Below are 17058 nucleotides of genomic sequence, written 5' to 3'. Positions count from 1 at the left end.
TTCGTACCCGCCCCTCCGAGACCGGGAGATCCACCCGTGACCACGTCCCCCCGCTCGTTCCCCGCCGAGGCGCTGGCGCACGCAGCCCGCGGCGCCCGCCTCGAGCTGTCCCCCGACCGCCTCGATGCCGTGGGCCGGACCCTCGCCGACATGTACGCGCTGATCGACCGGCTCGACGACGTCCAGCTGGGCGAGACGCCCCCTGCGACAGCCTTCGACGCCCGCTGGGAGGCCTGACCGTGCAGCCCTACGAGTTGTCCCTGACCGAGGCCGCTCAGGAGATCGGGGCTGGCCGGCTGTCCCCGGTGGAGCTCACCGACTCCGTCCTCACCCGCCTCGAGGCGACCGAGCCCGCGATCGGGGCCTTTGCGCACGTCTGCGCCGACACGGCCCGTGAGGAGGCGGCCGAAGCAGAACGGGAAATCGCGGCCGGACGGCGCCGGGGACCGCTGCACGGCATCCCCCTGGGCGTGAAGGACCTGTACGACACCGCAGGCGTCCCCACGACGTCCAGCTCGAAGGTCCGGGAGGGGCGCGTCCCTGACACCGACGCCGTGGCGGTCCAGCAGTTGCGCGCGGCCGGGATGGTCATGGTCGGCAAGACCCACACCCACGAGTTCGCCTACGGCGGACGCACCCACACCACCCGCAACCCCTGGGACACCAGCCGGATCCCCGGTGGGTCCAGTGGGGGTTCCGGCGCCGCCGTCGCCGCCGGCTCATGCCTGGCAGGCCTGGGCACCGACACCGCGGGCTCCATCCGCATCCCGGCGAACCTGTGCGGCACCGTCGGGCTCAAGCCCACCTACGGGCGGACGTCGCGGCGCGGGGTGGCCTCGCTGTCGTGGTCGCTGGACCACGTGGGGCCCCTGACCCGGACCGTCTCCGACGCCGCGCTGGTCCTGGACGCGATCGCCGGCCACGACCCTCTGGACCCCGCCTCGGTGGACGTGCCGGTGCCCGGGTACGCGGCCGGGCTGACCAGGGACGTGGAGGGGCTGCGCATCGGGGTCCCGTCCAACTTCTTCTTCGACCACGTCGAGGAGGAGGTCGAGCGATCGGTCCGCACGGCTGTCGACGTCCTGGTCGGTCTGGGGGCGCAGGTGCGCGAGGTGCAGATCCCCTATCCCGACCAGGTGCTGGCCGCTGAGTGGGCGATCGTGCTGCCGGAGGCTGCCGCGTACCACCAGGACATGCTTCGCGAGAAGGCCGACCTCTACCGGCCCGAGACGCGGATGTCGCTGGAGGTCGGCGAGCTGGTGCTGGCCACCGACTACATCCGAGCGCTGCGGATGCGGACGCTCATGCAGCGGGCGTGGGCGCAGCTGTTCGCCGACGTGGACGTGGTCGTGGCCCCGGTCCAGCCGTTCCCCGCCCCCGAGGTAGACGCGATGGAGGTGACCTGGGGCGACGGGACCACCGAGGCGGTCGACCTGGCGATGGTCCGGCTCACGGCGCCGAGCAACCTCACCGGGCTGCCGGCGTTGGCGGTGCCGACCGGCTTCGACGCGGCTGGCCTGCCACTGGGCATGCAGCTCATGGGACGCCCGTTCGACGAGGCGACGCTGTTGGCGGCTGGTGCCGCCTACGAGGCGGCCACCGATCACGTCGGCCGGATCAGGGCTGCTCGTCGAGGACCGGGCCGGCCTCGTGCCGGGGATGGCCGTGGGTGCGCTCGCGCTGCTTCATCCGCGCCTCGAAGACGTGCCGATCGCCGTCGGTGAAGGCGTCGCGGGCCTGCCGGTCGAAGTCGCGGAAGGTGGACCAGTAGTTGGCGTCGTAGTCCTCGACGATCTGGAAGGTCCACCGGTCGGCGATGACGTTGCGGCCGACCAGCTCACGGTCCAGGTCGTCGGCGAACCCGCCGTGCCCGGCCTGGCGGAAGAGGTCGACGGCGTCCTGCAGCAGCAGGTCGGCGCGGCCGGTGAGCTGGTGGAAGCCGTAGAGCATGCCGCGGGCGTGCTCGACGGCCTCGAGGGCCTCGGAGAGCTTGCCGACGGCGGTGACGGTGTCGTCGTCGAGGTCGGGTCGCGAACGGTCGGTCATGGACCGATCCTGCGGGTCCGGACGCCGTCCTGCCCGTCGTGCCACGGTCGGTCGTCGTCCGGGCGGCGTGGTCGCCGTCCAGCCCGCGGTCGTCGTCCAGGCCCGTCCTGGCTCACCGTCGGTGCTCCTGGCTCACCTCCTGTGCTGAGCCAGGAGCCATCACGACCAGGAGACCAGATCCCGGAGGAGGTGTCAGGCGGTGGCGTCCCGGACGGCGGCGTCGACCAGCTGCTCGGCGAGCCGGCGGCCGTGCGCGGCCGGCCCGTCGGGGCCGAGCAGACCACCGGAGAGGTACATGCCGTCGATGATCAGGTGCACCTGCGCGGCCAGGTCCTCGCCGCCGCCGGGCACCACCTCGGCGGCCAGCCGTTCCAGCCGCGTGTGCAGCTCGAACTTGTAGTCGGCGGCGGCGCTGCGGGCCGGGTGCTGCGGGTCGTCGTACTCGCTGCTGACGTTGGTGAACGGGCAGCCGCGGAAGCCGGTGCGGGTGACGTCCCGCTCCACCGCGTCGACCACCGAGAGCAAGGCGGCCCGCGGGTCGCCCTCCAGCCGGATGAGCTCCGCGTCGATGTAGGACAGCACCGTGGCCGCCTTGCGCGCCAGGTAGGCGCCGACCAGGTCGTCCTTGCTCTTGAAGAGCCGGTAGACGGTCATCTTGCCCAGCCCGGTCTCGCGGACCAGCTCGTCCATGCCCACACTGCGCGAGCTGCGTGCCGAGAACAGGCGCTCGGCGGTGTCCAGGACGATCTCCTGACGCTCCGCGCGGGAACGACGGACGGGTGCCGGCCCGTCGTCGGCCGTGTGCAGGGGAAGGGCTGCGGCAGTCACGCCAGCGATCGTGCAGCACCACGTGACGGAGCAGTTCGCGGCACGCCGACGTGTCCAGGCGCTCGCGCAGCGCCATCGTGGCACACGGCACCAGCCGGGACGGCAGGGGTTCCGTGAGGCTGCTGGGACGACGACGTCGCGGGTCCGCGGCGGGGTGCGGTCAGGCCCCGACGGTCAGAACCCGGTGGTTCTGGTCCCGGTGGTTCAGGCCCGGCGCACCCGGCGCGGGTTGGCCAGCATGCGGGCCAGCGGCTGCTGCTCCGCGCGCGCGTCCTCGGCCCCGCTGGGGGCGTCCTGGTCCATCCGCTGGTGGTCGGTGTCGTTGTTCGGCATGATCCCGAGCTTCCCCTGCACCTGCTGGCGCAAAACAGCCCCCGAGGCACGAGAACCCGTTCGGGGGCTGAGATGTCGATCACCCGCCCGGGCCGGGCGGGCAGCGGTCAGCCGGCGCGGTCGACGACCAGCGGGGCGTGGTCGACCACCGGTTCGGTGGCCCGGCGCGGGGTGCGGTCCCGGGTGACGACCAGGGTGACCGCCCAGGTGAGGACGGCGAGGGTGGTGACGAAGAAGCTGGGCGGCAGGTTGACCATGGCCGAGAGCACCAGGCCGAGCCAGACGCTGCCCAGCGCGATCCCGACGGCGAGCGCAGCGACCATCCCGGGGCGGGCGGTGATCCGCAGCGCCGCGGCGGCCGGCGTGACCACCAGCGCGAACAGCAGCAGGGTGCCCACCACCTGCACGGCCATCGTGATGGTGAGGGCGAGCAGGACCACGAACGCCACCCCGAGCGCGCGCACCGGCACGCCGCGCGCCTCGGCCACCGCCGGGTCGACCGAGGAGAAGACCAGCGGGCGGGCGATCACCGCGAGCGCGCCGACCACGAGCAGGGTGAACCCGCCGAAGACCCACAGCTGGTCGGTGGAGATCGCCAGCAGGTTGCCGAACAGGACGGCGGTGGTGCGGCTGGCGTTGGCGGTGGCGAGCGAGGCGAACAGCACGCCGAGGCCGGTGGCGAAGGCCAGGATCGTGCCGGTGGCGACCTCCCGTTCGGCCACCCGCTTGCCGAACAGGCCGATCAGCAGCCCGCCGCCGACGCAGAACACCGCCAGGCCCAGGGTCACCGGCGCGCCGACGAGGATCGCGCCGGTGGCGCCGGGGAAGCCGATGTGGGCCAGCGCGTGCGCGGCGAAGGCGTTCTGCCGGGTGACCACGAACCAGCCCATCAGCCCCGCGGTGAGCGCGACCAGCGACCCGCCGATCAGCGCGTGCTGCATGAACGAGGTCTGCAGCACCTGCAGCCAGTTCTCCTGGAAGCGAACCACGGTTCAGCCGCCCCGGGTGAAGAGGTCGCCCTGCGCGGTGCGCACCACCCGGACCGGGGTGCCGTACAGGTGGGTGAGCAGGTCCTCGGTGACGACGGCGTCGATCGGGTCGTGGTGCGGGTGCCCGTCGAGCAGGTACACGGCGTCGGTGAGCACCGGGAGCAGCGGGTTGAGGTCGTGCACGACAATCATGATGGTGACCTGCCGCGAGCGGGTGAGCTCGCCGAGCAGGGTGACCACCTCGTGCTGGTTGCGCAGGTCGAGGTTGGCCAGCGGCTCGTCGAGCAGCAGCAGCTCGGCGTCGTCGACGATCGCCTGGGCGATGGCGACCCGCTGCTGCTGGCCACCGGAGAGCTCCGACATCCGCCGGTCGGCGTAGCCGGTCGCGCCGACCCGGTCGAGCGCCTCGTCGACCCGGGCACGTTCGGCGGCCGAGGCGCGGCGCAGCCCGAAGCGCCCGCCGGTCAGGCCCAGCATGACCAGGTCCCGGGCGCGGACGGTCTCGCCCAGGGCGGCGGTGTAGTTCTGCGGCACGTAGCCGATCCGGCGGTCACCCCGGCGCGGGGTGCGGCCGAGCACCTCGACCCGGCCGGTGGCCGGGGGCAGCAGTCCGAGGGCCAGCTGGAACAGCGTGGTCTTGCCCGCGCCGTTCGGGCCGATGACCCCGACGACGGCGCCGGTGGGCACGGTGAGCGTGCCCTGCGACCAGACGACCCGGCCGCCGCGCACCACCGAAACGTCGTCGAGGACGAGCGCCGGTGGCGGCGCGGCGGCCGGGTCGGCCGTCTGGATGTCGGTCACTGACCCCCACCGAGTGCGTCGGAGAGCTGCTCCAGCTGGGACAGCTGCCAGGAGACGAACGAGGTCTCGCCGTCCGGCACCGACTCTGTCACCTCGACGACCGGGACGTCGGCCGCCTCGGCCGCGGCCCGCAGCTGCTCGGGGACGCTGCCCTCGGTCTGGGTGTTGTAGACCAGCACGTCGACCGAGCCGTCGGAGAGCGCGGCCTCGAACGCGGCCACGTCGCCCGGTGCGGGCTCGGCCTCGTTGCTCGCCGCCTCCCGGTAGCCCGCGGGGGTCGCGTCGGTCAGGCCGACCGCCTCCGCGGTGTACTCGAACACGCTCTCCGTGGCGGCGTAGCTGCGCCCCGCGGCGGCGGACTGCAGAGCGGTGATCTCGTCCAGGTAGGGCTGGAGGTCGGACTCCCAGGCCTCGGCCTGCTCGGCGAAGTGGTCGGCGGCGTCCGGCGACAGCTCGCTGAGCTGCTGGGTCACCGCGGCGGCGACGGCCTGCACGTACTCGGGGGAGTACCACAGGTGCGGGTTGACCCCGCCGTGGCCGTGTCCCTCCTCGGCGTGCTCCTCCTCGGCGTGCTCCTCCTCGGCGTGGCCCTCCTCCTCGGCGTGCTCCTCGGTCTCGAGCCCGACGACCTCGGCGGCGTCGACGACGGCTGGGTCCGAGTCGAGCGAGGCGATCGCGTCGGCGGCCCAGTGGTCGTAGTCGGCGCCGTTGAGCACGACCAGCTCGGCCTCGGTGAAGGCGGCGATGTCGGCGGAGGTGGCCTCGTAGTCGTGCGGGTCGACGGCGGAGGAGGCCAGCACGGTGGTCACCGTTGCGCAGTCGCCGCCCAGCTGCTCGACGACGTCGCCCCACTGGCTCACCGACACGACGACGTCGACGACCTCGCCGGGGCAGTTGTCCGCGTCGGCCTCGCTTGTCGTGGTGCCGGCGCCGCCGGAGCTGCCGCACGCAGCCAGGGTGAGCGTGGCGGTGGCGGCCAGCGCGGCGAGCGCGGGGCGGCGGAGCTGGGCAGGGCGGGGCACGGCGGGTCCTCACGTGGATGCCTGATGGGAATGAATCTCAGACTCAGTATCACCCACGGGTCGGACCTGGTCGAGCTCGGTCCCCGCCTGTGACGGTCATCATGGAGGGCAGCGTCGCCCGGGTGGGCCGGGTGACCGTGCTGCAGGAGGACGCCGTGCCCGTGTCCCGGGACCGCAGCTCGTCCGTGCGCCGGCCGACCGCACCACCGCGCCGGGCACCGCGCGCGCCGGACCTGCCGCCGCCGCAGCCCGAGCCGGGGGAGACGGTCGGGCCGGGAGAGGCGGCCGAGGGACGGGCGCCGCACGGCTGACCCGGCGACCGCCGGGCCAGCCGCGCCCGGTTCAGGCGCCGGTGACGCGGTTCTCCGGGTCGAGCCCGTCCTCGGCCGCCTCCTCCGTGCCCTCGGCGGGCTGGTCGGGGTGCGGCGTGCGGCCGCCCTCCTGGTCGACGGCGGGGTCGCCGCCCTCGGCGGGCTCGCTGGTGTGCTGCTGTGCGCTCTCGGTCATGCCTGGGCGGATGCCCGACCGTCCGGCCCGGAAACCCGGCGCCTCAGGCCACCGGCCCGGCAGGTGGGGTGCGGGGCAGCAGCCCCCGGACGGCGTCGTCGTCGGGCAGCGCGGCCCGCGCACCCGGCCCGGTGGTCGACAGCGCCGCGGCGGTGACGGCGTACCGCACCGCCTCGGCCAGTCCGGCCCCGCGGTCCAGCGCGCTGCTCAGCGCGCCGCAGAAGCAGTCGCCGGCGCCGGTGGTGTCCACGACCTCGACCGGTGGCGGCGCCTGCAGCAGCGCCGGCCCCTCGGCCGGCACCACCAGCGCACCCCGCCCGCCCAGGGTCACCACCACGTCGCCGGTGGCCACCCGCCGGGCCAGCGCGGCCAGGGCGGCCGGCGAGTCGTCGCCGTCCGGGTCGCCGGCCAGTGCCCGCAGCTCCGGCTCGTTGGGCACCAGGACATCGACGGCGGCGAGCAGCTCGGCGGGCAGCGGCCGGGGCGGTGCCGGGTTGAGCACGACCGTGCCGCCGGTGGCCGCCGCGGCGGCCCGCACCGTCTCCAGCGGGGTCTCCAGCTGCAGCAGCAGCACGCCCGCGCGGTGCACCGACTCGACGTCGACGTCGTCCGGCGTGAGCGCGGCGTTCGCCCCGGGGGCGACGACGATCAGGTTCTCGCCACTGCCGGCCTCCACCGGGATCGTCGCCGACCCGGTCGGGGTGCCGGGGGTGCGCTGCACCCGACCGACGTTCACCCCGGCGTCGGCCAGTGCGGCGAGCTGGCGGCCGGCGGCCGGGTCGTCGCCGACCCGGCCGACCATGTGCACGCCGCGCCCGAGCCGGCCGGCCGCCGCGGCCTGGTTCGCGCCCTTGCCGCCGGGCAGCAGCGCCACGGCCGAACCGACGACGGTCTCGCCGCGCCCGGGGAGCCGGTCGACGGTGACCACCAGGTCCTCGTTCAGGCTGCCGACGACGGTCACGGACACGGCGGGATCCCGGGGCTCGACACGGCAGGGAGCCTAGGAGGCGACGTCAGCCGGCCGCGCGCAACCGGCGGCGCAGCGGCAAGGCGTACCAGGTGACGACGCCCAACGTCCCGACCACCGCGCAGACCACGACCGCCTGCCATCGCCCCAGCACCACGTCGATGACCAGCAGCAGCGCCGCGGCGATGCCGATCAGCAGCAGGCCCAGGCCGATGACCAGGCCGCGGTCGGCGTAGCGCACGATCGCCGCCTTCTGCTGCCGCCGGAACAGCGTGCGGTGGAAGGAGACCGGCGCCACCAGGCTCACCGTGGCGCAGGCCGAGCTGATCAGCGCCACCGAGTAGACGGTGACCCCGAACGTGCCCAGGTCGGCGAAGCGGGACTGGAACGGCAGGGTGAGCAGGAAGGCGAAGAGCACCTGGACACCGGTGATCGCCACCCGCATCTCCTGCAGGGCCTCGTTCACGTTCCGGTCCAGCACCTGGTCGGGGGTCTCGCCCCGGGCGCGGGCGGTCCGTTCGGCGTCGGTCAGTTTCTCGGCCACCTCCCCGCGGTACCGCAGGCGGAGTCGATCAACACCCGGGAGAGGCGCCATGCCCGAGCACCAGGCCGAGGACGCCGACGCGATCCGCCGCGAGTTCGGCGCGGCGGTGAACATGACCGCCGGCGAGCTCGAGCGCTGGCTGCGGACCGAGGAGTCGCAGTCGGTGGGGCAGAAGGACGGCGGCTCCGGTGAGTCGACCGGGCACGAGTCGGGCCGGCGGATCGTCGAGCTGCTGCACACGAGGAAGGCCGACCTGGACGACGACGACCTCGCGCACATGCGGAAGGTCACCGGCTACGTCAAGCGGCACCTGGCGCAGGAACCGGCGAAGGAGGACGTCGGGACCTCCCGCTGGCGGTACAGCCTGATGAACTGGGGTCACGACCCCCTCAAGGGCAAGTAGCGTCGGCGGCGTGCAGCGCAACGACCCGGCGCAGTACGACGAGCTGGCCGACCAGTGGTGGGACCCGCGCGGGGGCTTCGCGATGCTCCAGTGGATCGCCGCCTCGCGAGCCGGGCACGTGCCCCCGGCGTCCGGTCCCGGTGCCGTCCTGGTCGACCTGGCGTGCGGTGGTGGCCTGATGGCCCCGCACGTGAAGCGGCTGGGGTACCGGCACGTCGGCGTGGACATCGGCCTGGCGGGGCTGCGCATCGCCCGCGAGCACGGCGTCACCCCGGTGCGCGGGTCGGTGCTGGCGGTGCCGCTGGCCGACGGGTGCGCCGACGTCGTCACCGCCGGGGAGATCCTCGAGCACGTCGAGGACCCCGGGCAGGTGCTCGCCGAGAGCGCCCGGTTGCTCAAGCCCGGTGGCGTGCTGGTCATCGACTCGATCGCAGCCACCCGGCTCGCTCCGCTGGTGGCCGTCCGGATCGCCGAGCGACTGCCCGGCGGACCGCCGCCGGGCATCCACGACCCGGCGCTGTTCGTCGACCGACGCGAGCTGCTGGCCACCGCTGACCGGCTGGGGCTGGACCTCCGGCTGGTCGGCCTGCGCCCGTCGGTACGCGACGTGGTCGCCTGGCGGCGCGGCCGGCGGGCGGGGGTCCGGATGCGGCGGATGCCCTACACCGGCATCCTCTTCGCCGGCTACGGGGTCAAGCGCGGCGGGCGGGGGACCGTCCCCGGACGTACGGTCGGGTCATGAGCAGGACCGACGGAAGCCGCCCCCGGCCGTGAGCGCGGTCGTCACCGGAGCCGGACGGGCGCTGCCGACCACCTACGAGCAGTCCGCCGTCTGGCGGGACTACTTCGCCCCCCGGTACGACGGGCTGCGCGCCGCGGAGCGGGTCTTCATGGCCTCCGGCGTGCGCACCCGGCACGCGGTGGTCTACCCCGGCGACGAGGACCTCTCCGCGGTGGGCACCGAGACCCGGATGCTCCGCTACGTCGCCGAGGCGATGCCGCTGGGCAAGCAGGCCGTGGCCGGCGCCCTGGACGCCGCCGGCCTGGCGCCGGGCGACGTGGGCCTGTTCGCCGTCGCCTCCTGCACCGGCTACGTCACCCCGGGGCTGGACATCCGGCTGGCCCAGGACCTCGGCATGCCGGCCGCGCTGCAGCGGCTGCTGGTCGGCCACATGGGCTGCTACGCGGCGCTGCCCGGGCTGGGCGCGGTGGGCGACTACGTGACCGCGCGGTCCCGGCCCGCAGTCCTGCTGTGCCTGGAGCTGACCAGCCTGCACGTGCAGCCGGCCGTCCCGGAGCTGGAGCAGGTGGTCAACCACTCGCTGTTCAGCGACGCCGCCGCCGCGGTGGTCGTGGAGCCGGGAGCCCGGCGGGGTCGCCGGGTCGCGGCCACCGTGGCCCGCACCGACTACGCCACCGCCGACCACATGACCTGGGACGTCACCGACCTCGGGTTCCGGATGGGGCTGTCCCCGCGGGTGCCCGACGTCCTCTCCCGGCACGTCGGCGACGTCGTCGACGAGCTGCTGACCGGCGCGGGGCTGCGGGTGGAGGACGTCGCCGGCTGGGCGGTGCACCCCGGCGGCCCGCGGATCCTCGACGTCGTCCGCGACCAGCTCGGGCTCGCCGAGGAGCAGATGGGCGCCTCCCGGCGGGTGCTCGCCGAGCACGGCAACTGCTCCTCGGCCACCGTGCTGCTGGTGCTGGAGGAGCTCGGTGACGTCGACGGCCCGGTGGTGGCGATGGCGTTCGGGCCGGGGCTGACGCTCTACGCGACCCTGCTGCTGCCCGCCTGACCCACCACAGGTCGCCACTCACCAGAGATCGCCCCGGCGCCAGTCGCAGACCAGCCGGCCGGCCGGGTCCAGCGGAACCGGAGTCGACGGGGTGGCCAGCACGAAGACGTCCTCGTCCGTGGTGTCCCGCACCCCGTCGGGGGTCAGGGCGGCGGTCGGCCCGGTCCAGGGCAGCCAGCCGCGGGCGGTGTAGAGCGCGGCGCCGGCGGTGCTGGCGGACAGCGCCCCCAGCTCGAACCCGCCGGTGACCAGCCGCTCGATCTCCGTCATCACCGCCGTCCCCACGCCGCGGCGGCGGACCGACGCCGCGGTGGCGACCGCCTCGACGTAGCCGGTGCGCAGCGTGGTCCCCCCGGTGATCAGCTGGCGGCCGACGACGGCGGCGTGGCCGGCCGGCTCGCCGTCGACGGTGGCCAGCACGTGCACCCCGCCGAGCGCGTGGCTCCAGTCGTCGTCGCCGAACGAGTCGAAGGCGGCGTCGAGGAACCGGCGCAGGTCGCGCAGCTCGGCGGGGGAGAGGTCCGCCGTCGGCAGGGTGCGCAGCTGGACGTCGGAGGAGGTCACCGGCACAGCCAAACGGACCGGCTCGGGTGCCGCAGCCCGGGGGTGGCCCGGGAGGGGAGGAGAGCGGGTGACGAGAATCGAACTCGCACTGTCAGCTTGGGAAGCTGATGTTCTACCATTGAACTACACCCGCAGCGGAGCTCACGCCCTGCGCCGACGAGCCTACCAAGCGCCCGGGGTGCGGCGTCAGCCCCCCGGTCAGCCGCGCATCACGCCGAGGAAGCCGGTCATCTCCTCGACGGTGTTCCCGACGTTGGCCATCACCGTGGCGACGTCGTCGCAGGCCGCCCGCACCGACTCGACCTGGGTGGTGACCCGCTCGGTCGCCCGCGCGGTCTGGTCGGCGAGGTCCTTGACCTCCGAGGCGACCGCCGCGGGCAGGGGCCAAGGTCCCGGTTCCCTAGACTCCGCGGCATGCTGCTGTCCGACCGCGACATCCGGGCCGCGCTGGCCGACGGCCGGCTCGGCATCGAGCCCTTCGACGACGCGATGGTGCAGCCCTCCAGCATCGACGTCCGGCTGGACCGGTTCTTCCGGGTGTTCAACAACGCCCGGTACACCCACATCGACCCCGCCCAGCAGCAGGACGACCTGACCACGCTCGTCGAGCCGACCGGTGACGACCCGTTCGTGCTGCACCCCGGGGAGTTCGTGCTCGGCTCCACGCTGGAGGTGGTGCGCATCCCCGACGACCTGGCGGCCCGGCTGGAGGGCAAGTCGTCGCTGGGCCGGCTGGGCCTGCTCACCCACTCCACCGCCGGCTTCGTCGACCCGGGCTTCTCCGGGCACATCACCCTCGAGCTGTCCAACGTGGCCAACCTGCCCATCACGCTGTGGCCGGGGATGAAGATCGGGCAGCTGTGCCTGTTCCAGCTGACCTCGCCGGCCGAGCACCCCTACGGCTCGTCGGTCTACGGCTCCCGCTACCAGGACCAGCGCGGCCCGACGCCGTCCCGGTCGTTCCGCAACTTCAACCGGGCCGAGACCCGCCGTCCCGGTGCCGCCACGCCGCTCGCGTGAGCCCCACCCGCTGGCCGGTGGGTGAACAGTCGTGCGCGGCCGGGTGACGGGCGGCAGTGCTGGGTAGGGAGGCCGCCATGGATCCCCGGGACACCGCCGTTCTGCTGCCAGCGGCCTCCGACGACCGCGTGGCGGACGGCTTCTTCGACTGCGCCGAGGAGTCGGCGCACTACGCCTTCGGGGTCCAGCTGCTGCTGACCCAGTACGCCTCCCTGGTGCCCTGGGAGCAGGAGGGCGTGGCCGAGCTCGGCAGCGGCGACGCCCGGGCGATCGCGCACGTCGTCCGTGCGGTGCCGGGGCTGCGGGTGCACGGCACCGACATCAGCGAGACCTCGGTGACCCGGGCCCGGCAGACCATCGCCGAGCTCGGTGTCGCCGACCGGTACACCGTCGAGCACGGCGACTTCTTCGCCTGGGCCGACTCCGCCGGCGGCGAGCGGGTCAGCACGGTGATCGCCAACCCGCCCTATCTCCCCGCCCCCGACGGCGAGCTGCTCATGCCCGAGCTCTGGGGTGGCTGGTACGGCAACGACCTCGCGCTCCGGCTGCTCAAGGCGGGCTTCGACCACGTGCTGGTCGCCCTGCCCAGCTACTCCGATCCCGCCGGCACCCTGGCCGCAGCCGGGGAGCAGGGCTTCCGGGTGGCGAACTTCCTGGCCATGGGCCTGGAGTTCGGCGCCTACAGCCGCGAGCCGAAGGTGCGCGAGCACATCGCGCGGCTCGCCGCCGAGGGGCGCGGCTGGGCCGGTGAGGACGAGTACGTCGTCGCGGTCGCGCTGCTCACCCGCTCGCCGCAGCTCCGCCGCGACCGTGCGGTCGAGCTGCTGCGCGCCCTGCAGCTGTCGGTCTAGCGATCGGGCGGGGGGACGGCGATCGGCGGCTCGGTGCCGGCGACCTCCACCTCCGCCGCGGGCCGGGTGCTCGGCGGCGTCGGGCCGGGCAGCTCGTCGTCGACGTAGCGCTCCCGGCAGATCGCCCAGCCGGTCACGCCCAGCAGGACGACGCCGGCGTAGACCAGCACGAACATGCCGGTGTAGCCACCGGTGATGCCGCGCAGCAGCCCGACCAGCAGCGGCCCGACGCCGGCCAGCGCGTACCCCCAGCCCTGCGCCACCGTGGACAGCGCGGCGACGGACTCCGGGGTGCGGCCGCGCAGGCCGAACAGCGCCAGCACCATGGCGAAGGAGCCCATGCCCAGCCCCAGCAGCGACACCCACAGCCACGGCATGGTGAGGGGGGCGAGCAGCAGCCCGGTCCAGCCGGCGAGGTAGCAGGCGACGAAGACCAGCAGCATCGGCCGCTGCAGGTGCTGGCGCACCGCGACGAGCGGGACGACGGCGTTGAGCGGGATGACGATGAGCGCGTTCAGCCCGACCAGCGACCCGGCGGCCGCGGCGGACATGCCCTGGTCGCGCAGGTACTGGGCGGTCCACCCGACGATCACGTAGGCCTGCATCGACTGCAGGCCGAAGAAGGCGGCCATCGTCCAGGCCAGCGGGCTCCGGGTCAGCGACCGCAGCCGGACGGCGGTGTGCGTGCCCCGCGACGCCCCCGGCCGCACCGGCACGAACAGCCAGGGCAGCGCCGCGACGACGGCGAAGACCGCCCAGATGCCCAGCGCCCAGCGCCAGCCGTCGGCGCCGGCCGCCGCGGCGATCGGGGCCGCCGTGACGCTGGCGACGGCCCCGCCGATCGCGAGCGCCGTGCTGTAGGCGCCGACCAGCAGGCCGGTGCGGCCGGGGAACCAGCGCTTCACCAGCCCCGGCAGCAGCACGTTGCCCAGCGCCCCGCCGACCATGGTCGCCACCGTGCCGGCCAGGAAGACCCACACGCTGTCGGTGGCCACGCGGCCCAGCAGGCCGGCGGTCATCACCAGCAGGGCGGCCGCCAGCACGTGCCCGTCCCGGAAGCGGGCGGCGAGCGGGGGCCCGGCGAAGCCGATCAGCGCGAAGCAGATCAACGGCATGCTGGTGATCAGGCCGGCCAGCCCGGAGGAGATGCCGAGCCCTCGCTCGACCTCCTCCAGCACCGGGCCGACGCTGTTGACCGCGGTGCGCAGGTTGAAGCCGGTGAGCACGATCGCGGTGCCGACCAGGACGGCGCCGTGCGAGGCGGAGCCGGGGGGCGCGGGCGGAGCGTCGGGGGTGGAGCGGGTCACGTGCCCGGATCATCCTCCTGGCCCCGTGCGGCTGGGGAGGGGGCCTACCGGGAGACGGTGACCAGCACCGCCGCGACCTGCTCGGTGCTGCCGTCGGGGGCCACCCGCAGCAGCGCCAGCTCGTGCGGGCCGTCGCCGGCGGGGGCGGCGATCGCCAGCGTCGGGCTCAGGCACTGGCGCAGCCGCAGCGCCGGTCCGGCGTCGGTGGGGGTGTAGCTGACCGTGCTGCCGGCGTCGCCCCGGACCGGGGCGCCGTCCAGCGTGGCGACGTAGTCGACGCCGTCGGCGCCGGTGAGCCGGTAGCGGAGCACCGCGCCGGGGGCGACGACGCTGCTGGCCACCGCGATCGCCGGGGTGTCGCAGTCGGCGGTGATCGGGACGTCCTCGGCCCCGCGGGTGCCGACCAGCGCGAGCACGGCGAGCGCGACCGCCGCCACGGCCAGCCAGGTCCAGCCGCGGTTGCGCTGGACTGGCGGGCGGTCGTCGGCCAGCGCCCGCTCGTCGTTGACGTCCCGCGCGTAGTGCAGCCGGGTGCGCCGGTTCCCCGCCGCCAGCTCGGGGTCCTCGCGCCCGCGGACGCCCCCGAAGATGAAGCTCACGCCGTCAGTGTCCCTGAAGCGGCGTGTCCCCCTGCACCAATGGCTGTCCCCCCGCACCAACGCTGATGCGGGGGGACAGCCATTGATCAGGTGACCTGATCCACGCCCCGGGGGGTGGCGGGCCTCTCAGTCGTGCCGGGTGGCCGCCGAGCCGGTGCCGGCCGGGTCGTCGGGCTCGGTGCCGACCTCCGGGCCCGAACCGGTGCCCGGCGCGCCGGCCGGGGCCATCGAGCGCAGCAGGATCTGGCTCACGTCGAGCACCTCGACGTGCTCCTTGGCCTCGCCGGCCTGCTTCTTGCTGGTGACCGCGTCGCTCAGCATGGTGATGCAGAACGGGCAGGCGGTGGAGATGACGTCGGGGTCGAGGTCGAGCGCCTCCTCGGTGCGCTCGACGTTGATCCGCTTGCCGATCTTCTCCTCCATCCACATCCGCGCACCCCCGGCGCCGCAGCAGAAGCCGCGGTCCTTGCAGCGGTGCATCTCCTGCGTCGACAGGCCCTGCACGGCGCCCAGCACCTCGCGCGGCGGGGTGTAGACCTTGTTGTGCCGGCCCAGGAAGCACGGGTCGTGGTAGGTGACCTTGCGGTCGACCGGGGTGACCGGGGTCAGCCGGCCGTCCTCGACCAGCTGGCCGAGCAGCTGGGTGTGGTGGACGACGTCGTAGTCGCCACCCAGCTGCGGGTACTCCCGGCCGATCGAGTTGAAGCAGTGCGGGCAGGTGGCGACGATCTTCCGCCGGCCCGGCTCCCGGCCCTCGAAGACGGTGTTCAGCGTCTCGACGTTCTCGGCCGCCAGCTGCTGGAACAGGAACTCGTTCCCCATCCGGCGGGCCGGGTCGCCCGAGCAGGTCTCCCCGTTGCCGAGGACGGCGAACTCCACGCCGGCGATGTGCAGCAGCTCGGCGACGGCCTTCGTCACCTTCTTGGCGCGGTCGTCGATGGCGCCGGCGCAGCCCACCCAGAACAGGTACTCGACGTCGTCGGGGATCGTGCCGTCGACCTGCCGGACCGCGAAGTCCAGGTCCTTCATCCAGTCCTCGCGGACGGTGCCGCCCACGCCCCACGGGTTCCCGCGGTTCTCCAGGTTGCGCATCATCGCGCCGGCCTCGGAGGGGAAGCTGGACTCGATCAGCGTCTGGTAGCGGCGCATGTCCATGATGTGGTCGACGTGCTCGATGTCGACCGGGCACTGCTCGACGCAGGCGCCGCAGCTGGTGCAGCTCCACAGCACGTCGGGGTCGATGACCCCGCCCTCCTCGAGGGTGCCGACCAGCGGGCGGTGCGCCTGGGCGTCGTTGGTGCCCTCGATCCGGGCGTAGCCCGAGGCCCAGACCTGCTCGTCACTGGCCTGCAGGGTGGAGTAGTCGGCGAAGTCGGGGGCGTTGTCCGACGCCTTGGTGGCGCCGGTCAGGTACGGGGCCTTGGCGTACAGGTGGTCCCGCAGGTCCATGATCACCATCTTGGGAGACAGCGGCTTGCCGGTGTTCCACGCCGGGCACTGGCTCTGGCACCGCCCGCACTCGGTGCAGGTGGTGAAGTCGAGCATCCCCTTCCAGGTGAAGTCCTCGATCTTGCCGCGGCCGAAGACGTCGTCCTCTCCAGGGTCCTCGAAGTCGATCGGCACGCCGTTCGAGGTCATCGCCGGCAGCGGGCCGAGGGCCTGGGAGCCGTCGTCCTCGCGCTTGAAGTAGATGTTGAAGAAGGCGCTGAACCGGTGCCAGGCGACGCCCATGTTCAGCACCCGGGAGATGGTGATCAGCCAGACCAGGCTGACGACGATCTTGACGAAGGCGACGACGGACAGCAGGTCGGGGCTCGCCGGCACGAGGTTCGCGAGCGCCCCGGAGACCGGGTGCGACCAGGCGGGGGCGTCGGTCAGGTCGGCGGCGACCTTGATCGCGCGGATGAGCAGGATGCAGACGCCGATGACCAGGACTACGGCCTCGACGAAGTAGCCGCGCCCCTCGTTCGACCCGGCGAACCGGCTCTGCCGCCCCTTCCGGCGCGGGTGGTCCAGCTGGCGCCGCACGATCAGGTACAGGATGCCCAGCACCGTGGCGGTGCCGATCAGGTCGACGAAGAGGTTCCACAGGGCCCACTCGCCGATCAGCGGGAGGTGCCACTCCGGGTTCCACACCTCGCCGAACGCCTCGACCAAGGTGAGGAACAGGCCGTAGAACCCGATGAAGACGAACCAGTGGGCGGCACCGATCGCCGACCACTTGAGCATCCGGGTGTGCCCCAGGGACTCGACGGCCAGCGTCTTCAGCCGCGGGACGACCGGGCCGGAGCGGGTCGGATCGGGCTGGCCCGTGCGGAAGATCGCGAGCATCGCGCGAACCGCCTTGGTGGCGTAGACCACCGAGACGACGAGCAGGAGCACGGCCAGCGTGCCGAGGACGATCTGCAGCGGGCCCATGGGCTCCCTCTCGTGCGCGCGTGCGGGCGTTCCCGCCCGCCCGGGACCGACGTTGACCGGGCG

21 protein-coding genes and 1 tRNA gene are annotated in these 17058 nt (G+C 73.9%); 8 read left to right on the top strand and 14 right to left on the bottom strand.

Annotated elements, in window-relative coordinates:
* Window positions 1–36: 36 nt before the first annotated feature.
* On the top strand, window positions 37–237 hold the full coding sequence (locus ACI79A_RS03305; protein WP_457079896.1) for a hypothetical protein: 201 nt from the start codon (window positions 37–39) through the stop codon (window positions 235–237).
* Between the two features lie 2 nt (window positions 238–239).
* Window positions 240–1724, top strand: coding sequence for an amidase (locus ACI79A_RS03300; RefSeq protein WP_457079894.1), 1485 nt, complete (start codon window positions 240–242; stop codon window positions 1722–1724).
* Here ACI79A_RS03300 and ACI79A_RS03295 read toward each other — a convergent pair.
* The 6 genes from ACI79A_RS03295 to ACI79A_RS03270 all read right to left on the bottom strand — a co-directional run bounded on the left by ACI79A_RS03295 (window position 1618) and on the right by ACI79A_RS03270 (window position 6019).
* Window positions 1618–2046 carry a hypothetical protein gene (locus ACI79A_RS03295; RefSeq protein WP_457079892.1) on the bottom strand — a complete coding sequence of 143 codons (429 nt, stop codon included), beginning with the start codon at window positions 2044–2046 and terminating at the stop codon, window positions 1618–1620. The genes ACI79A_RS03300 and ACI79A_RS03295 overlap by 107 nt on opposite strands.
* A 192-nt stretch (window positions 2047–2238) precedes the next feature.
* Complete coding sequence (locus ACI79A_RS03290; protein WP_457079890.1) at window positions 2239–2874, bottom strand: TetR/AcrR family transcriptional regulator; 636 nt, start codon at window positions 2872–2874, stop codon at window positions 2239–2241.
* A gap of 204 nt (window positions 2875–3078) precedes the next feature.
* Window positions 3079–3207: a hypothetical protein gene (locus ACI79A_RS03285; RefSeq protein WP_457079888.1), complete on the bottom strand. Its 129-nt coding sequence runs from the start codon at window positions 3205–3207 to the stop codon at window positions 3079–3081.
* Between the two features lie 107 nt (window positions 3208–3314).
* Window positions 3315–4196: a metal ABC transporter permease gene (locus ACI79A_RS03280; RefSeq protein ID WP_457079886.1), complete on the bottom strand. Its 882-nt coding sequence runs from the start codon at window positions 4194–4196 to the stop codon at window positions 3315–3317.
* 3 nt (window positions 4197–4199) lie between these two features.
* Window positions 4200–4997, bottom strand: coding sequence for a metal ABC transporter ATP-binding protein (locus tag ACI79A_RS03275; protein WP_457079884.1), 798 nt, complete (start codon window positions 4995–4997; stop codon window positions 4200–4202).
* The gene (locus ACI79A_RS03270; protein ID WP_457079882.1) at window positions 4994–6019 is read right to left on the bottom strand and encodes a metal ABC transporter solute-binding protein, Zn/Mn family; all 1026 of its coding nucleotides are present in this window, start codon (window positions 6017–6019) and stop codon (window positions 4994–4996) included. The genes ACI79A_RS03275 and ACI79A_RS03270 overlap by 4 nt, the downstream gene beginning before the upstream one ends.
* 89 nt (window positions 6020–6108) lie before the next feature.
* On the opposite strand from ACI79A_RS03270, the gene ACI79A_RS03265 reads away from it, so the two are divergent.
* A complete protein-coding gene (locus ACI79A_RS03265; RefSeq protein WP_457079880.1) occupies window positions 6109–6330 on the top strand; it encodes a hypothetical protein in 222 nt (73 codons plus the stop codon).
* 31 nt (window positions 6331–6361) lie between these two features.
* Here ACI79A_RS03265 and ACI79A_RS03260 read toward each other — a convergent pair whose 3' ends face one another.
* Genes ACI79A_RS03260 through ACI79A_RS03250 form a run of 3 tightly spaced genes read right to left on the bottom strand, consistent with a single transcriptional unit; the run spans window position 6362 to window position 8037 of the window.
* Window positions 6362–6526 (bottom strand): hypothetical protein, encoded by a 165-nt coding sequence (locus ACI79A_RS03260; protein WP_457079878.1) that lies wholly within the window; start codon window positions 6524–6526, stop codon window positions 6362–6364.
* A 43-nt stretch (window positions 6527–6569) separates the two neighbouring features.
* The gene (locus ACI79A_RS03255) at window positions 6570–7493 is read right to left on the bottom strand and encodes a ribokinase (protein WP_457079876.1); all 924 of its coding nucleotides are present in this window, start codon (window positions 7491–7493) and stop codon (window positions 6570–6572) included.
* Between the two features lie 46 nt (window positions 7494–7539).
* Window positions 7540–8037 carry a DUF6328 family protein gene (locus tag ACI79A_RS03250; RefSeq protein ID WP_457079874.1) on the bottom strand — a complete coding sequence of 166 codons (498 nt, stop codon included), beginning with the start codon at window positions 8035–8037 and terminating at the stop codon, window positions 7540–7542.
* A 49-nt stretch (window positions 8038–8086) separates the two neighbouring features.
* On the opposite strand from ACI79A_RS03250, the gene ACI79A_RS03245 reads away from it, so the two are divergent.
* The 3 genes from ACI79A_RS03245 to ACI79A_RS03235 are packed head-to-tail and all read left to right on the top strand — an operon-like array spanning window position 8087 to window position 10236.
* Window positions 8087–8440 carry a DUF3140 domain-containing protein gene (locus ACI79A_RS03245; RefSeq protein ID WP_457079872.1) on the top strand — a complete coding sequence of 118 codons (354 nt, stop codon included), beginning with the start codon at window positions 8087–8089 and terminating at the stop codon, window positions 8438–8440.
* Window positions 8441–8450: 10 nt separating this feature from the next.
* Window positions 8451–9182 (top strand): methyltransferase domain-containing protein, encoded by a 732-nt coding sequence (locus tag ACI79A_RS03240; protein WP_457079870.1) that lies wholly within the window; start codon window positions 8451–8453, stop codon window positions 9180–9182.
* Between the two features lie 28 nt (window positions 9183–9210).
* Complete coding sequence (locus ACI79A_RS03235; protein WP_457079868.1) at window positions 9211–10236, top strand: type III polyketide synthase; 1026 nt, start codon at window positions 9211–9213, stop codon at window positions 10234–10236.
* Window positions 10237–10254: 18 nt separating this feature from the next.
* On the opposite strand, the gene ACI79A_RS03230 is transcribed toward ACI79A_RS03235, so the two are convergent.
* On the bottom strand, window positions 10255–10800 hold the full coding sequence (locus ACI79A_RS03230; RefSeq protein WP_457079866.1) for a GNAT family N-acetyltransferase: 546 nt from the start codon (window positions 10798–10800) through the stop codon (window positions 10255–10257).
* A 62-nt stretch (window positions 10801–10862) separates the two neighbouring features.
* Window positions 10863–10933, bottom strand: a tRNA-Gly gene (locus ACI79A_RS03225).
* Between the two features lie 281 nt (window positions 10934–11214).
* Here ACI79A_RS03225 and dcd point away from each other — a divergent pair.
* Window positions 11215–11820, top strand: coding sequence for a dCTP deaminase (gene dcd / locus ACI79A_RS03220; protein WP_457079864.1), 606 nt, complete (start codon window positions 11215–11217; stop codon window positions 11818–11820).
* Window positions 11821–11897: 77 nt separating this feature from the next.
* A complete protein-coding gene (locus ACI79A_RS03215) occupies window positions 11898–12671 on the top strand; it encodes a methyltransferase domain-containing protein (RefSeq protein WP_457079862.1) in 774 nt (257 codons plus the stop codon).
* On the opposite strand, the gene ACI79A_RS03210 is transcribed toward ACI79A_RS03215, so the two are convergent.
* The 3 genes from ACI79A_RS03210 to ACI79A_RS03200 form a co-directional block, all read right to left on the bottom strand.
* Window positions 12668–13978 carry a CynX/NimT family MFS transporter gene (locus ACI79A_RS03210; protein WP_457079860.1) on the bottom strand — a complete coding sequence of 437 codons (1311 nt, stop codon included), beginning with the start codon at window positions 13976–13978 and terminating at the stop codon, window positions 12668–12670. The genes ACI79A_RS03215 and ACI79A_RS03210 overlap by 4 nt on opposite strands.
* A 44-nt stretch (window positions 13979–14022) precedes the next feature.
* The gene (locus ACI79A_RS03205) at window positions 14023–14577 is read right to left on the bottom strand and encodes a hypothetical protein (protein WP_457079858.1); all 555 of its coding nucleotides are present in this window, start codon (window positions 14575–14577) and stop codon (window positions 14023–14025) included.
* 126 nt (window positions 14578–14703) lie between these two features.
* On the bottom strand, window positions 14704–16995 hold the full coding sequence (locus ACI79A_RS03200) for a (Fe-S)-binding protein (RefSeq protein WP_457079856.1): 2292 nt from the start codon (window positions 16993–16995) through the stop codon (window positions 14704–14706).
* Window positions 16996–17058: the final 63 nt, after the last annotated feature.

Source organism: Modestobacter sp. SYSU DS0657 (assembly GCF_054050925.1).
The sequence above is the reverse complement of the archived record's forward strand: the minus strand, read 5'-3'. Positions and strand labels throughout refer to the sequence as shown.

Coding starts and splice junctions, on each gene's coding strand:
- ACI79A_RS03295 (WP_457079892.1), bottom strand. CDS start 2,046: ATGACCGACCGTTCGCGACCCGACCTCGACGACGACACCGTCACCGCC.
- ACI79A_RS03285 (WP_457079888.1), bottom strand. CDS start 3,207: ATGCCGAACAACGACACCGACCACCAGCGGATGGACCAGGACGCCCCC.
- ACI79A_RS03260 (WP_457079878.1), bottom strand. CDS start 6,526: ATGACCGAGAGCGCACAGCAGCACACCAGCGAGCCCGCCGAGGGCGGC.
- ACI79A_RS03245 (WP_457079872.1), top strand. CDS start 8,087: ATGCCCGAGCACCAGGCCGAGGACGCCGACGCGATCCGCCGCGAGTTC.
- dcd (WP_457079864.1), top strand. CDS start 11,215: ATGCTGCTGTCCGACCGCGACATCCGGGCCGCGCTGGCCGACGGCCGG.
- ACI79A_RS03215 (WP_457079862.1), top strand. CDS start 11,898: ATGGATCCCCGGGACACCGCCGTTCTGCTGCCAGCGGCCTCCGACGAC.
- ACI79A_RS03200 (WP_457079856.1), bottom strand. CDS start 16,995: ATGGGCCCGCTGCAGATCGTCCTCGGCACGCTGGCCGTGCTCCTGCTC.